The sequence below is a fragment of the Bacillus sp. SRI_025 genome (assembly GCF_057592095.1).
In genome coordinates, this window is record NZ_JBYEGB010000003.1 from 493,968 (window position 1) to 508,175 (window position 14,208).

The 14,208-nt window shown below is 39.6% G+C and carries 15 protein-coding genes and 9 tRNA genes; 6 read left to right on the forward strand and 18 right to left on the reverse strand.

Annotated elements, in window-relative coordinates:
- Position 1: 1 nt before the first annotated feature.
- The 4 genes from AC20OE_RS12195 to AC20OE_RS12210 all read right to left on the reverse strand — a co-directional run bounded on the left by AC20OE_RS12195 (position 2) and on the right by AC20OE_RS12210 (position 2,924).
- Positions 2-832 (reverse strand): ABC transporter permease, encoded by an 831-nt coding sequence (locus tag AC20OE_RS12195; protein ID WP_039177367.1) that lies wholly within the window; start codon positions 830-832, stop codon positions 2-4.
- Positions 829-1,806, reverse strand: a complete 978-nt coding sequence (locus AC20OE_RS12200; RefSeq protein ID WP_371412179.1) for an aliphatic sulfonate ABC transporter substrate-binding protein — start codon at positions 1,804-1,806, stop codon at positions 829-831. The genes AC20OE_RS12195 and AC20OE_RS12200 overlap by 4 nt, the downstream gene beginning before the upstream one ends.
- 29 nt (positions 1,807-1,835) lie before the next feature.
- On the reverse strand, positions 1,836-2,603 hold the full coding sequence (locus AC20OE_RS12205; RefSeq protein WP_059377544.1) for an ABC transporter ATP-binding protein: 768 nt from the start codon (positions 2,601-2,603) through the stop codon (positions 1,836-1,838).
- Positions 2,604-2,768: 165 nt separating this feature from the next.
- Positions 2,769-2,924: an FbpB family small basic protein gene (locus tag AC20OE_RS12210; protein ID WP_039177358.1), complete on the reverse strand. Its 156-nt coding sequence runs from the start codon at positions 2,922-2,924 to the stop codon at positions 2,769-2,771.
- A 265-nt stretch (positions 2,925-3,189) separates the two neighbouring features.
- Between AC20OE_RS12210 and AC20OE_RS12215 the strand changes: the two genes are divergently transcribed.
- Positions 3,190-4,485: a homocysteine synthase gene (locus tag AC20OE_RS12215; protein ID WP_059377541.1), complete on the forward strand. Its 1,296-nt coding sequence runs from the start codon at positions 3,190-3,192 to the stop codon at positions 4,483-4,485.
- A gap of 41 nt (positions 4,486-4,526) precedes the next feature.
- Here the strand turns inward: AC20OE_RS12215 and lepB are convergent, their stop codons facing one another.
- The gene (gene lepB, locus AC20OE_RS12220; RefSeq protein ID WP_047202849.1) at positions 4,527-5,093 is read right to left on the reverse strand and encodes a signal peptidase I; all 567 of its coding nucleotides are present in this window, start codon (positions 5,091-5,093) and stop codon (positions 4,527-4,529) included.
- Positions 5,094-5,248: 155 nt separating this feature from the next.
- Entirely contained in the window at positions 5,249-7,192 is a 1,944-nt protein-coding gene (gene ltaS, locus AC20OE_RS12225) for a lipoteichoic acid synthase (RefSeq protein WP_024427404.1), read from the reverse strand.
- 539 nt (positions 7,193-7,731) lie between these two features.
- On the opposite strand from ltaS, the gene AC20OE_RS12230 reads away from it, so the two are divergent.
- The 5 genes from AC20OE_RS12230 to AC20OE_RS12250 all read left to right on the forward strand — a co-directional run bounded on the left by AC20OE_RS12230 (position 7,732) and on the right by AC20OE_RS12250 (position 10,527).
- Entirely contained in the window at positions 7,732-8,535 is an 804-nt protein-coding gene (locus AC20OE_RS12230) for a DUF2262 domain-containing protein (RefSeq protein WP_059377539.1), read from the forward strand.
- Positions 8,536-8,553: 18 nt separating this feature from the next.
- The gene (locus tag AC20OE_RS12235; RefSeq protein WP_059377536.1) at positions 8,554-9,243 is read left to right on the forward strand and encodes a DUF1963 domain-containing protein; all 690 of its coding nucleotides are present in this window, start codon (positions 8,554-8,556) and stop codon (positions 9,241-9,243) included.
- Positions 9,244-9,307: 64 nt separating this feature from the next.
- Entirely contained in the window at positions 9,308-9,577 is a 270-nt protein-coding gene (locus AC20OE_RS12240; protein WP_059377533.1) for a hypothetical protein, read from the forward strand.
- Positions 9,578-9,721: 144 nt separating this feature from the next.
- Positions 9,722-9,919, forward strand: coding sequence for a hypothetical protein (locus AC20OE_RS12245; protein ID WP_059377531.1), 198 nt, complete (start codon positions 9,722-9,724; stop codon positions 9,917-9,919).
- 62 nt (positions 9,920-9,981) lie between these two features.
- Positions 9,982-10,527, forward strand: a complete 546-nt coding sequence (locus AC20OE_RS12250) for a histidine phosphatase family protein (protein ID WP_099663074.1) — start codon at positions 9,982-9,984, stop codon at positions 10,525-10,527.
- A 30-nt stretch (positions 10,528-10,557) separates the two neighbouring features.
- On the opposite strand, the gene AC20OE_RS12255 is transcribed toward AC20OE_RS12250, so the two are convergent.
- The 12 genes from AC20OE_RS12255 to AC20OE_RS12310 all read right to left on the reverse strand — a co-directional run bounded on the left by AC20OE_RS12255 (position 10,558) and on the right by AC20OE_RS12310 (position 14,200).
- Complete coding sequence (locus AC20OE_RS12255; RefSeq protein WP_099663073.1) at positions 10,558-11,262, reverse strand: hypothetical protein; 705 nt, start codon at positions 11,260-11,262, stop codon at positions 10,558-10,560.
- A 65-nt stretch (positions 11,263-11,327) separates the two neighbouring features.
- Positions 11,328-12,122 (reverse strand): phosphotransferase, encoded by a 795-nt coding sequence (locus AC20OE_RS12260; protein WP_099663072.1) that lies wholly within the window; start codon positions 12,120-12,122, stop codon positions 11,328-11,330.
- Between the two features lie 411 nt (positions 12,123-12,533).
- Positions 12,534-12,959, reverse strand: coding sequence for a hypothetical protein (locus AC20OE_RS12265; protein WP_059377521.1), 426 nt, complete (start codon positions 12,957-12,959; stop codon positions 12,534-12,536).
- A 415-nt stretch (positions 12,960-13,374) separates the two neighbouring features.
- A tRNA-Leu gene (locus AC20OE_RS12270) sits at positions 13,375-13,456 on the reverse strand.
- A gap of 36 nt (positions 13,457-13,492) precedes the next feature.
- Positions 13,493-13,581: transfer RNA gene (locus AC20OE_RS12275), tRNA-Leu, on the reverse strand.
- A gap of 14 nt (positions 13,582-13,595) precedes the next feature.
- Positions 13,596-13,666 (reverse strand) — tRNA-Cys (locus tag AC20OE_RS12280).
- Between the two features lie 5 nt (positions 13,667-13,671).
- Positions 13,672-13,746, reverse strand: a tRNA-Gly gene (locus AC20OE_RS12285).
- A 7-nt stretch (positions 13,747-13,753) separates the two neighbouring features.
- A tRNA-Gln gene (locus AC20OE_RS12290) sits at positions 13,754-13,825 on the reverse strand.
- Between the two features lie 9 nt (positions 13,826-13,834).
- Positions 13,835-13,910 (reverse strand) — tRNA-His (locus AC20OE_RS12295).
- Positions 13,911-13,939: 29 nt separating this feature from the next.
- A tRNA-Trp gene (locus tag AC20OE_RS12300) sits at positions 13,940-14,013 on the reverse strand.
- A gap of 14 nt (positions 14,014-14,027) precedes the next feature.
- Positions 14,028-14,112, reverse strand: a tRNA-Tyr gene (locus AC20OE_RS12305).
- A gap of 15 nt (positions 14,113-14,127) precedes the next feature.
- Positions 14,128-14,200 (reverse strand) — tRNA-Thr (locus tag AC20OE_RS12310).
- Between the last annotated feature and the right edge of the window lie 8 nt (positions 14,201-14,208).

Here is a 14,208-nt window from a genome sequence, read left to right on the forward strand (position 1 = left end):
ATTATTCACCTTGATAACTAGTGCGCCACTTGAGCAGACGCTTTTCTAACAGACGTACAAATGAATCTGTCAGCTTACCTACTACTGCAAAGATGATAATTCCGACAAACACTTTATCCGTTTGAGAGAACTGCCTTGCATCCATAATCATATAGCCGACGCCGCTGCTTGAACCCATTAACTCAGCTACCACTAAACCTAGCCAAGCAATTCCTAATGACAGCCTCACGCCCAGAAGAATATGCGGAAGAGCAGCCGGTAAAATCAGCTTTGTGATGCTTTGATACAGATTAAACTCTAAGGCGCGGGCCACATCAAACAGCTTATTATCTACACTGCGAATACCAAGAAAAGTATTAATATAAATCGGAAAAAAAGCCCCAAGTGCAATCAATAAAATTTTCGCCGTTTCATCAAAGCCAAACCAGAGGATGAATAAAGGGGTGACCGCTAAATGGGGAACGGTTCTCAGCATTTGCAAGGTCGGATCTACATACTGCTCTGTTTTTTTAGAAAACCCTACGCATACGCCCAGCATAAGACCTAAGCCTCCCCCAAGTAAAAATCCACATATTGCTCGATAAAGACTGATGTAAAGATGGCCAAACAGCTCACCAGAACGTATCAACTCTCGAAAGGATTCAGCAATCAAAACGGGCGAAGGCAATACAGTGGAAGAAACAATTTGAGAACCAGCTATAATCTGCCAAACCGCAATAAGTAGAACAGGTAATACCAGTCCCTTTAACTTATATAAAGAAGACGCTTTTCTCCTTTTTCTCTTTGACCGCTCAATTTTAGATGCTAAAGCCGGGTTCGAAATAGCTTTCATTCATCCATCTCCTCTTTCAGCATTTTTTCAATAAACGAATTATCTACAACCTGATTGACATCAATTTTCCGCTGGATCGCCTTTGTTTTATATTGAAAATCAGCGGTATGCTGCTGAGCATTGATGATCTTCTTCGAAATGGGCTTATTGAGTGGTTCCGTATTGTTTAATACTTGTGTGACGACCTTCTTATCTAAATTTTTTAAACGCGCATATAGAGTAACAGCCTCTTCTGGATGTGATTTCTGCCACTTCACCGCATGGTCATATACCTTTAAAAATTTCACCACTAGTTCAGGATGCTGATCAGCAAACTGAGTGCGAACAAGTGTGAAACCTGGAGAATATAAATCAGTCGCTTCCCCATTCACCAGCAGCTTTGCTCCTTTCTTGATCGTTTCAAGTGATAAGAACGGCTCCCAGATCGACCAAGCATCAACGGATCCATTTTCAAATGCTGATATCGCTTCATCTGGCTGTAGCTGAATGATCTGAACATCCTTCGCAGATAAACCTGCCTGATCTAATACTTTGTATAAAAAATCAAAGCCACTGCTCCCTTTAGCGACAGCAATTTTTTTCCCTTTTAAATCTTCTACTTTTTGAATCTCACTGTTCTTATTCACTAAAATACCGTTCGCTTTCAGCCCATCCTGAGATAAACCAATTTCCTTAAAATCAATACCCGCTGCCTGACCTGCTATGACAGGTGAGTTTCCAACTTGCGAGAAATCTAATTGATTTGCAGCAAGTCCTTCAAATTGGGGAGGACCACTTTGAAACTCCACCCACTTTACCTTCACTCCTTCTTTTTCAAATGATTGTTCAAACCACCCTTTTTCCTTTGCTAAAAGCAGCGGGCTCAAACTTTGCTGAATCCCAATCCGAATTTCTTTCACCTTGTTTTCTGAGCCGTCTGCTGCTTGACCACACCCTGCTAAAACAAGGAGAAGACTCAAAAAAATCACGATCATTTGTATCTTTTTCATGCGATTTCCCCTCCCTAAATCCCTGATCCATCAGTTAGTAACAATTCATCTGTTTTCTCAAATTCTGAAAGCACCTTTTGTCTTAAATGTTGAAAAGAGGTTGATGTTCTATCACGCGGAAAAGGCAGATTCACAGGAAGAATTTTATGGATTCGGCCAGGTCTCGCTTGTAAGAGCACAATTTCATTTCCTAAATAAATCGATTCATCAATATCATGAGTAACGAGCATCATCGTTGTTTTTTTCTCCTGCCAAATGTCCAGCAGCACATCCTGCAAGTGTTTTCGTGTGAATGCATCCAGCGCACCAAATGGTTCATCAAGCAATAAGATCTCCGGATCACGAAGGAGTGCTCTCGCAATGGCAACCCGTTGCGACATTCCTCCTGAAAGCTCATGTGGATAAGCATGTTCAAATCCTTTTAATCGAACAATTTCAATCAATTCATCCACTTTGCGGCGTACATCCTGTTGTTTTAAATTGAAATTGGCTGCTATATTTTCTTCGACTGACAGCCATGGAAATAGGCGGTGTTCCTGAAAGATAAAGCCCTGTTTCATTCCAGGTTCTGTGATCCGTCTGTCTCCTATCAAAATTTGCCCATCATACGCTGTATCGAGCCCGCCTATGATTTTTAGCAACGTACTTTTTCCGCATCCACTTGGACCTATCACTGTTACAAATTCCCCGGGAATGATGTTCAATCTTAAGTCTTCAAGTACCCGAATGGTCTGTTTGTCTTTCCAAAAGGATTTATCCGCAATATCAATTGAAATCGTCATTGAAACCCTCCACTCCTCTTGCCATCAGATACATACACAGAAAGGCCCTTATCCCCAAAAAAGAGATAAGAGCCTTCGTGTTGTCCGATCAGCTAATCATATTGATTTGTTAGCACCATCCTAAATCATATTAATCCCATAAATCAACTCAAATTTATAAAATGGTTATTTTGTCCTTGTATGCTTTTCATCAATCCGATCGTAAATCGCTTCTATTCGTTCCTTGCTGCTGTAAATCTCATATTTGTTCCGCTCAATTAAGATGTCTAGTGTGATATCCATGTGTTTTCTGTATTTTTTTCGTTTTTTCTTTTTTTCCATCTTCATCATCCTTTCTCATTCAAATAAAAAAAGGCTCTTCACTCATGCTTGAGTGATAGAGCCTTCGGTTGACCGATCAGCCATTCTTGTTCGCGTTTTCAGTATGCTCATGTTAATACACACTATTCCTACCTGTCAACTATATTTATTGTTTTTTCAGATTTATCTAAAAAATGATTGACCGAGCAGTGAACAAGATTTATAGTCTTATTAAATATTTCTTATCAAAACAGTTGGTTTTATCTAACAAAAGGAGGATACACACATGTCAGAAAAACGTTCATTTCGTTTAGAAACAAAAGCCATTCACGCGGGTCAGGAGCTTGATTCAGCGACCTATTCAAGAGCCGTGCCTATTTACCAAACAAGCTCCTTTGGTTTTAGAGATAGTGATCATGCAGCGAATTTATTCGGTCTTCAGGAACCGGGAAATATTTATTCACGTATTATGAACCCGACAAATGACGTATTTGAAAAGCGTATCGCAGAGCTTGAAGGTGGAATTGGTGCACTTGCTGTTTCTTCTGGGCAAGCAGCGACGACTTATTCTATTTTAAACATTGCAGGAGCCGGGGATGAAATCGTTTCCTCAAGCAGTCTTTATGGCGGCACCTACAATTTATTTGCCCATACACTCAAAAAACTCGGCATTACAGTAAAATTCGTCGACTCATCCAACCTTGAAGAACTTGAAGCAGCGATCACAGACAAAACAAAGGCAGTGTATGCAGAGAGCATTGGGAATCCAAAAGGTGACATTTTACATATTGAAGCCATCTCAGCCATTGCACACAAGCATCATATCCCGCTTATTGTGGACAATACACTCGCCAGCCCTTATTTATTAAGACCTATTGAGTTCGGTGCAGACATTGTCGTCCATTCAGCGACAAAATTTATTGGCGGTCATGGTACATCAATTGGCGGCGTCATCGTTGATAGCGGCCGATTCCCTTGGGCTGACAGCGATAAGTTCAAAGGGCTGACTGAACCAGATCCAAGTTATCACGGTCTGACATATACAGAAGCGATTGGAGAAGCGGCTTATATCACAAAAGCACGAGTACAGCTCTTACGTGATTTAGGGGCAGCTCTGTCGCCATTCAACTCATTTTTACTTCTGCAAGGCTTAGAAACATTACACCTTCGTCTTGAGCGGCATAGTGAAAATGCGTTGAAAACAGCACAGTTCTTACAGGATCATCCTCTTGTCGATTGGGTAAGCTATCCGGGCCTTGAAAGTCACGAATCCTATGAACTTGCTCAAACCTATTTACCAAAAGGACAAGGCGCGATCCTCACATTCGGAATCAAAGGTGGGCGCGAAGCAGGTAAAAAGCTCATTGATTCTGTGCAGCTTTTCTCCCATCTCGCAAACGTGGGCGATTCTAAATCTCTCATCATTCATCCTGCCAGCACAACGCATCAACAATTAAGCGAGGCAGAACAAAAAGCGACAGGTGTCACACCAGAGCTCATTCGTTTATCTGTTGGAACAGAAGCGATTGAAGATATTCTTGCAGATCTTGAACAGGCGATTACAAAAAGTCAATCTGAATGACATAGAAAAAAGCACACGGCTGTGTGCTTTTTTCTTGTTTATTAATGATTGAGTAAGCGAATGTCTTGGAAAGGATAAAATACAAATGAGGTAGTTCCTTGAATATCGCGCTTTGTAAAAAGACCTAAGCCGTTGCGGCTGTCCATTGAATTTTGGCGATTGTCCCCCATGACAAAGTACTTTCCTTTTGGAACAGTCAGAGGGCCAAAATCAGGTGTCAGCAAAGTACCATCTGCCGCTGCTTTCTTTTTGTTTGACGCTAAGTAAGGCTCTGCCACTTTTTTCCCATTAACAAATAGCTGATCATTTTTCATTTCAATTTTATCACCAGGTAAACCAATCAATCGTTTGACATAATGAGTGCTGCGATCTTCCCCATCAAGAACAATGATCTGTCCCCGTTTATAATCACCGAAATAATCAACCGTTTTATTCACAAACACCCGCTCTGTGTTATGCAGTGTTGGGTCCATAGAAGTCCCTTTCACAATGTACGGTGCGAATAAAAAGTTCCGAATGATAAAAACAGCAATAAATGCGATTAAGATGGCTTTGATCCAGCCCCATAATTCTGATTTCTTTTTTTGTGTTTTTGTATTTGTTGTCATAAGCTCCTCCTGAATTCCCCAAGGACGAAATGTGTGTCACCAGCTGCCAGCCGGCGTCACGCTTGTTTCTCCCTAAATATAAACATATTTTGCCAACAAATCAAGCAAAGAGAGAGAAAAAGGCAAGCACCTTTCTGTGCTTGCCCAAAACTCAGTTAGTTAGCAGAAGAATCCGCTTCTTTTTCTTTGTTTGCTTTACCATAGAAATAATCCGATGGATTCACTGGTTTGAAATCAGATAACTTATGGAATCGAAGAAGATCCCTATAGAGCACTTTATCTGAAAGACTTAACTGATTATCAACACGGGCTTTAATCGCCTCTGTCTTTTTATTTTGTTTCACCACTTTACCCGTTTTCGTATCATAAACGGTATTATCGACAAGTGTGTATTTCGGTGTCACATAGTTTCCATTACGGAAGGCAACAGTCTCATCATGCTTTTTAGAGAATAAGTCTGTTCCAAAATTCACGAATTCATTTGAATCGATACCTTGTAAGTGAAGAAGTGTTGGCATCACGTCGACTTCACCACCATACGTATGATTCACGCCGCCCTTCTTACCAGGAATACGAATCATGAGCGGAACCCGCTGGTTTTGTGCATTTTGATAAGGAGTGATTTCTTTCCCTTGAATTTCACTCATTGCACGGTTATGGTTCTCAGAAATACCGTTATGGTCACCATACAATAAAATGACTGAGTCTTTATACATACCTGATTTTTTCAAGTCTTTGAAGAATTGCTCTAATGACTCATCTAAATATCTTGCTGTTTGGAAATAGTTATCGACTGTTTTATCGCCCGTTGTTGCCTTAGCGATTGTCGCATCTTTTTCATCTAAATTAAATGGATAGTGATTTGTCAGTGTCATTAAATGTGCATAAAATGGCTTTTTCATTGATTCTAGCATTGGGATTGATTCTTTGAAGAACGGTTTATCCTTCAGACCCATATTCACAAGGTTTTCTTCATCCATGTTGTAATAGGAAGCATCAAAGAATTGATCAATTCCCATATGTTTATAAATCGTGTCACGGTTCCAGAAAGATTTATAGTCCCCGTGAAGCACTGCACTCGTATAGCCTGCTTTTTGATCTAGGATGGCAGGTAGTGATTGGAAGGTATTTTCACCCTTTGTCACAAATGCTGCTCCCTCTGGCAAACCAAACATACTATTATCCATCATGAGCTCAGCATCAGATGTCTTCCCTTGCCCAGTCTGATGGAAGAAGTTATCGAAATACGTAAAGTCATCTTTCCCATGAGCCAGTTTGTTTAAAAATGGAGTCACTTCTTCTCCATTTAATTTGTAGTCAATTAAGAAAGACTGGAAGCTTTCTAAATGAATTTTAATAATGTTTTTACCTTTTGCTTTTCCAAAATACTCTGCATTTGGCTTCGCATAGTGAGAAGACGTATAGTTCACAACATCCGTTAAATCTTCACTGCTTGCATTTGCAACCTGCGTTGCGTTTTGTGCTGCTTGTACCCCGTCATAAATCGTATAATTGTAAACACCTAAGTATTTGACAACATACTTATGATCAAAGGTTCTCGTTAATAATTCTGGACGATCCTTTTCAGCCAAATGAAGGTTTACAAAGAACAGTCCAATACCTGCAGCTACAATCAGCAGTGCAAACGTCTTTTTCATTTGGAACTTCTTCACTTCCGGTCTCCAAATGACAATCGCAATCAAGATGATGATATCAAGGAAGTATAAAAGGTCATGCGGCTTAATGCTTGCTAACACACCGCCAGTCATGCCTCCCCCAAGATTTCCTGCCTGCTTCATTGTTGAGAAAGTCAAAAAGTCATCAAAGAAACGGTAATACGCTACATTTGCATATAAAAGTGCGGTCATAATAAAATCAATAACAATTAAAACAATGGCAGATTTACGCCCCTTTAAAAAGAGAGCAAGTCCAAAAAACACAATGGCTGAACTAAATGGATTCAATAAGAGAAGCCCCTCTTGAAAAGAACCTTTCACTCCTAAATTAAAGTCCATTTTGTAGGCTGTGTATGATTTAGCCCAGAATAATAGGACAGCCAAAACAAAAAAGCTATATTTGTTCGCAAATATTTTTTTCATAAAACCTCTTCTTTCTTATCATCGTTCTGATATAAATGAAATCATAAAAAATTTACATTCATTTTGCAAATGTAAATCTTCTTCGTCAAGCATTCCGATGCTCTGTCTCCGCCGGATACATGCGCTCCTTTAATATAACGAACGAGAGGCATCATAAGTTTCAAAAAAATACGAGTAAATAAAAGGAAAAATATCCATTTACATTAAATTTACGCACACTTCATGTTTTAGTGGATGAAGAAGGTTTTGTAAATCACTCAGTATTACTTTACTTTTTTCATCTATTCGTGTCAAAGTAATTATAAAGAAAAGGAAGAATCACCTAGGCTTTTCGACTTACTTACCCAAATTTATACAAAATTCGATCCATGCTTCTTTTATTGTGACTCAACCTTCATTAATCCATGTACCTCCTAAAAAAACAGTTTTAAACAAAAAAAGCTTGATTTCCCCTACTAATGTGCGGTGTGATTAAGAGGTAGATTTTGATCATATCATCCTTATGTTCATGACAAAAAAATCGAGCTGGAGGACATCACATGAAGATTAACAAACAAATCAACACTTTTGAAGGAAGATTTTCAGAAGATATAGTCACTATCATTGCTGTTACAGGACCTTCTGGTGTAGGGGCAGGAAAAGCAGGACAGGCACCTCTTTGGACCGCTTCTATTCCACTAATTGCCTGGAAGGAAAACGGCCATATCACAAACGAAAATGTAAGACTTTGCTGGTTAACAGATGACGAAGGATTAAGGGAAAAGCAGGCACAATTACATAAAGAATCAATCGTTACACTCCAGGTCCGAAAGGGCGAAGGTGAATTCATGCTTGTATCTTTGATCAATACAGATACAAAGGATCAAGCACTTCAAGAAATTTTAGAACAAGCCCAAAAGCCTGTGTTTTATCATGATGACATACTTGGAACCTTTGAGTTAGTGAAAGGACTAGACTTATTTGAAAAGACGATCCAATGGAGCAATGAAGAGTGCCTTCTCTACTTCAACCTCGAAGAAGATGAAAAAATAAATGACTCTCTTTCTACAGCAAAACAACTCATACAAGAACAAGTTAAATGGGATTCTTCTATTAAATCATTTGCCGCGAATCAGCTGATAGATCTAGCAAAGGATTGGCAGGAACAAGACGAATCAGTTGAAAAGCAAGAAGAACTCACACTGAATCAATTTATGAGCCGCATTTCACTTGAAAGCCTGCATGTTTACCCTGAGGGAGAGTTTGAAGTCTACTATCATGACGGTGATTTATTTTGGGGACATGTCATTATTATCACAGGAAATATAAATGGCACATTTCATGATGCACACATTGCAGGCTAACAGCTGGAGGGACATTAGATGGAGATCAAAGCTTTTCAAGAATTAAATCTAATTGGGAAAACGCCAGCCATTGCCAAAATAGGCGGGTTCCGTCCTGATCCAGCTGTACACAGCTGGTTTGCAGGCCATTTTTTCATCGATCCTCATCAGGGCTGGCCGACAGATCAAGATGGTGCCATGATTCCGATCTTACAAATTTATTTACCAGAAGTGCCAGGAGGAATGAACGGCTTCAATGAGTGTAAGCTGATTCAAATTTTCCTCAACCAGAAAGCACTTCCGATTGATATCACCAAAAACGGCGAAGGCTGGAAGCTCATTGAATATGCATCAATCGAAGGTTTAGAAGTAGCTGAGACTCCTGAAGAAGTGAGAGGACTCAAACCCTTTCAAATCCAATGGAACAAAAGTGAGCAAAGGGATTTCCCTTGCTGGGAAGAAGCATGGTCATATGTGGATCTAACAGAAGTAAACGAAAGTGAAGAAGCGACAGACCACTTTTTTAATCAATACACAAATTATTCGTTCACAAAAATCGGTGGATATGGGGCGTATATTCAATCCCCACCCCATCAACAACAAGGCGAATTCATGCTACAAATCGCCTCAGAAGAAAAACCTCGTTTCATGATTGGTGATAACGGCACGATGTATTTCTATTATGACAAAGAATCAAAAGAATGGTTTATGCACTGGGATTGTTTTTAACGTTTATTGAATGAAACCTTGCCTTCTCCTAAGCGTAATGAATAATATGAAAGGAGGAAGCAAAATGGGATTCATTTTAGACATCTTTTCACTTGCTGTGTATATCCCTTTTTTAAAAGTGGATGAAGAGGAGATCTCGAGGAACGCAGCACATCTCAAAAAATATAGCTGGTTTCAGGCACTATTACATGATCAAACTTGCAGGGAGCTCATCATTTATGATCCCGGTGTCCGGCGTGTCATAGGCAGGTTTAAAACGGAGAAACTCCATAAGAAGCGATACAACTTAAGATGCGAACGTAAATTACTACAAGCATTACAACACGCAATGTAAACTGAAACAACAAGAGCCGCACTTTCCTGTGGCTCTTTTTTTAGCAATTGAATCGTTCCTTTATAAGAAAACATTTGACGCCTGGACAACTCTCCCCGTATATTATGTATAAATCCATCTTTTTCAAAGAAAAGGGGGCCTCACATGCACTTGTTTAAGAACTGGAGAAAAAAGCAGCCTGCACAGCAAGTCGCTTCAGAAAAACAAGAAGACAGCATCCAAATCAACTTCTCCACACTTCCCTTTGGCACAGACACCGTCGATGATTTTTTGTTCAACCTAGACCTGACCTCCAAGCTCACAGATCCCTATAAAGAAACAGATACGAACAAGCTTACCTAGCTCTTCGCAAATCCTCATCCAATACTGGATGATTTTTTTATACTCAATGAAAGGTGTATCCAATGAAAACATATTATATCGTCAGACACTGCCAAGCAGTTGGACAATCTAAAGATGCAGCTTTAACACCACAAGGCATCACTCAATCTCACGAACTGTCACAGTTTTTTTCCAGCATTCATCTTAATCAGATTATCTCAAGTCCTTATAAACGAGCGATCCAAACTACTGAGCCCCTTGCTCATGCAAAACAGCTCGAGATAAAAATCGATCAGCGCCTCTCTGAACGTGTATTAAGCAGCAAGCCCATAGACAATTGGTATGAGAAGCTAAAGCTCAGTTTTACAGACTTACATATGACCTGTGAAGGCGGAGAATCGAGCCAAGAAGCCATGAATCGTATTGTAGAAGCGCTCCACGAACAAATAAAATTAGAAAAAGATCATACCCTATTCATCACACATGGTAATATCATGAGCCTGCTTCTTAAACACGCCGATCCAACGATTGGATTCGAGAAGTGGGAAAAATTAAGCAATCCAGATGTCTATATCCTGAAATATTTCAAACCAGATCATGTAGAAATAGAACGAATATGGCATAAATAAACGGCAGAATGAATTCTGCCGTTTCCTCATCTATTGTTGATAATAAAAAGCCTCTACCCACTCATACGGCTTCTTACGCTCCGCACACCATTTCATGAAGCCTCTTGTCTCCGTTTGCTGAAATTTCTTCCAATCCGATAAAAGCTGATCATAATAGGCTGCTTGTTTTTCAACATTAGTACGAATCCTCTTATCTTCAATCAGCATCATGACATCTTCAATACCTTGAATTCGCTCTTGGTCTTTCTCATAGGTGCTTAAATAAAGATCTTCATGTATATGATGAAACGAATACCATAAAGCCGATAAATAGGTTTCGCAAATTTGAACAATGACACGCTGCTCACTGCTGCCTCCAAACTCTAGCGCTTTCAATAAATAGGGCAGCCCTTCTCCCTGATGTACAAACAAGCCCTGCCAGCGATATGGTCTCACATCCATTGGGTCAACCTTCTCCCACTCTTGCAGAACAGGCTGAATCACCCCAATTATCAATGGATACACAAGCAAATGATGACCATCCTCAAACCGTTCAATCTTCTCAAACAGCCAAGCAACAAATAAACGCTGTACTTCAAAATCGTTCTCTTTCATCTCTTCAATAAAGGCCTGAAGAACTTTTAGCGCATCTTTACGCAGGCCCTGTTCTTTTCTCACACAGTACTGTCTAAAAAGAGGATAATCATTTACTCCCTCGTCTTGAATGATAGCCTTTAATATCGTCTTCGTTTGCAATAACAACGCCGCCTCTTTATATTCATTCTTTTCTCTTTTGACTTCTTATTTAAAGGTAAGTAGTTTTACATCCAATCTTTTCTATGCTCATGAATGAATTGAATGTCTTTTTGATAATGTTCAAGATGTCCTTCATGGATCATGTCTTGAAAAGCGATATCACCCTCACTCGCTTTTCGTTTCATGTACTGACATAACCCTTTTAAACGCAGCAGCACCATATCCAAATAATCTTCTGCTATTTCCTCCCCATAAGATTCAAAAAACAGTTTCACTCTATGCTTTATATAGTCTGCATGGTCTAATGATGAATATTTCACGACCTCCCCTGTTTCAGTGCGAAAAAATCTACTAAGAGGCACACATGTATATAGGGTATATGCGATATCCCATAGCCTCGGACCAGGAGCAGCTACATCAAAATCAATAATCCCTACTGGTTTTTTATCCTTGAAAATAATGTTATACATAGCAAAATCATTGTGGCAAACAACCTCTATGTTGTTAGGCGTATTGTCCATTCGTTCCCAATCGTCTGAAATGGGAAAATCACAAACAGCATCATGATACAGTCTAAGCATTCTCGCTAATTCTTTTAAGGCATGGTGAGAGCACATGTATTCTTTTAAGGGATCATGACCAGCTACGCCTTCAATGAAAGACAAGATCTCTCTACCTTTTTCATCAACCCCTAAAAACTTTGGAGCATAGGAAAAATTCTTTTTTTCTAAATGCTTTAGCAGCTTTCGTATATTGATATTGTCTGACTTTACTTCTCGACGAACCGTATCTCCCGAACGATATACGTTCGAGACATTGCCACCTGTCAATAACTCTTCATGGTCACTTTGTTTTTTCATAAATTCTCCCCTAAAATTGGGTCACAATGATGATGTCAGCTAAAGATGTGTATTTCCCCAAATATTTTTAGTTACACAAAGGTAGTACACTGTTTTGTGTGAATGTGCTGCCCCATTTTGTTTCCTTACATGGTTAAATGTATCTTATCAAATGTTGCAAATCATCTAAAGATTATTCTGCTAAAAAAGTACATGCTCATTATTTTCTAATAGTTTTCTATTTTTAATAACTCATTTAAACCACAAAAAAACGTTTACCACAAGGGTGAAACGTTAGGTTCACGGTAAAAACCAATCATGAAACTTTTAATAGATACTGATGGCAAGGGTTGAACCGGCACCCGTGATAAATTATTCCTAAAAGGCAAGGTATACCCTCTTAAAGTAAAGTACTCGTTTATAAAATAAGAATCAAAGTTCTTCTTGATATATTTCTGATTTTATCGGCTTTAAACTCAAAGGTATTTTAAACTCATGAATACTTTCAATATGATTAAAAAAATGATCGATATCGTCATAATCCATTGACCATTCTTCTACCACTTTTAAATTTTTTAACTCGCTTGTTGGTTTAAATAAAAATTCACAGTGTAGTTGTTCCATGTGAGAATAATCATCTTCTTCATAAACTGTAAACTGACGTACAAGGTCAAAATGAAATAGTTCCTCTCCTGTAAAGTCATAGACACCACACTGAAATAAAATTTCTTTATCTTCTTCGCCCTCAACTGCCTCCTTTGAAAAAGCCTTAAATGTTTCCCAAACCTTTTTTATATCATCGATATCTTCACCAATGCTATCTTTAAGATAACTTTCAGCATTTTTAACCGTAATCATGACAACACCTCTCCTATGTACAATTTATCTCATCCTTCTTCAATTATCCTGCCCTTTTAGTTTAATAATAAGGTAACCATCAATAAAGTAAAAGATAATCTCCTCCTCTGTCATATTGTAAGGCTTTAATTCAGCAAAATTTATTTCTTGTACTGTTAGAGAATTAAGAAACCCCTCAAATTTATTCATTTAATACTGAATAGAATGTGGTCTCAAATATTTTAATGTCTTGCCATTTAGCTAATTCCCCTTTCACCAGTGAACAGAACACGATTTGAAGTAATTTTGTTGTGTGAAAAACCAGTTAAAAAACAAATAAAAAACGCCCTCCTACAATTTGTAGAAAGACGTTTTAAACGTTGATATTCCTTAATTCTTCTGTAATGAATGATAATAAAGAATATCTAAAACTAGATACCGGTGGCCGGGGTCGAACCGGCACTCCGTGAGGAACACGATTTTGAGTCGTGCGCGTCTGCCAATTCCGCCACACCGGCATGATCATTAAAGAGCGCATCTTATATTAAAAACAATGGTGCCGAGGGCCGGACTTGAACCGGCACGGTAGTCACCTACCGCAGGATTTTAAGTCCTGTGTGTCTGCCAATTCCACCACCCCGGCAGTCTTTTCAAAAAAGGCGACACCCGGATTTGAACCGGGGATAAAGGTTTTGCAGACCTCTGCCTTACCACTTGGCTATGCCGCCATTATTGGAGCGGAAGACGGGATTCGAACCCGCGACCCCCACCTTGGCAAGGTGGTGTTCTACCACTGAACTACTTCCGCACATCAACTGGGCTAGCTGGATTCGAACCAACGCATGACGGAGTCAAAGTCCGTTGCCTTACCGCTTGGCTATAGCCCAATAATAAAATGGGGCGATTGATGGGAATCGAACCCACGAGTGCCAGAGCCACAATCTGGTGCGTTAACCACTTCGCCACAACCGCCATAGATGTAATGAATTATAAAGTATAATTGGCAGGGGCAGTAGGAATCGAACCCACACCGGAGGTTTTGGAGACCTCTGTTCTACCGTTAAACTATGCCCCTATGAAAATAAAAAATGGTGGAGGGGGGCGGATTCGAACCGCCGAACCCGGAGGGAGCGGATTTACAGTCCGCCGCGTTTAGCCACTTCGCTACCCCTCCACTTTTGAAAAACAGTGCCGGCAAGAGGACTTGAACCCCCAACCTACTGATTACAAGTCAGTTGCTCTACCAATTGAGCTACACCGGCAAATAGTG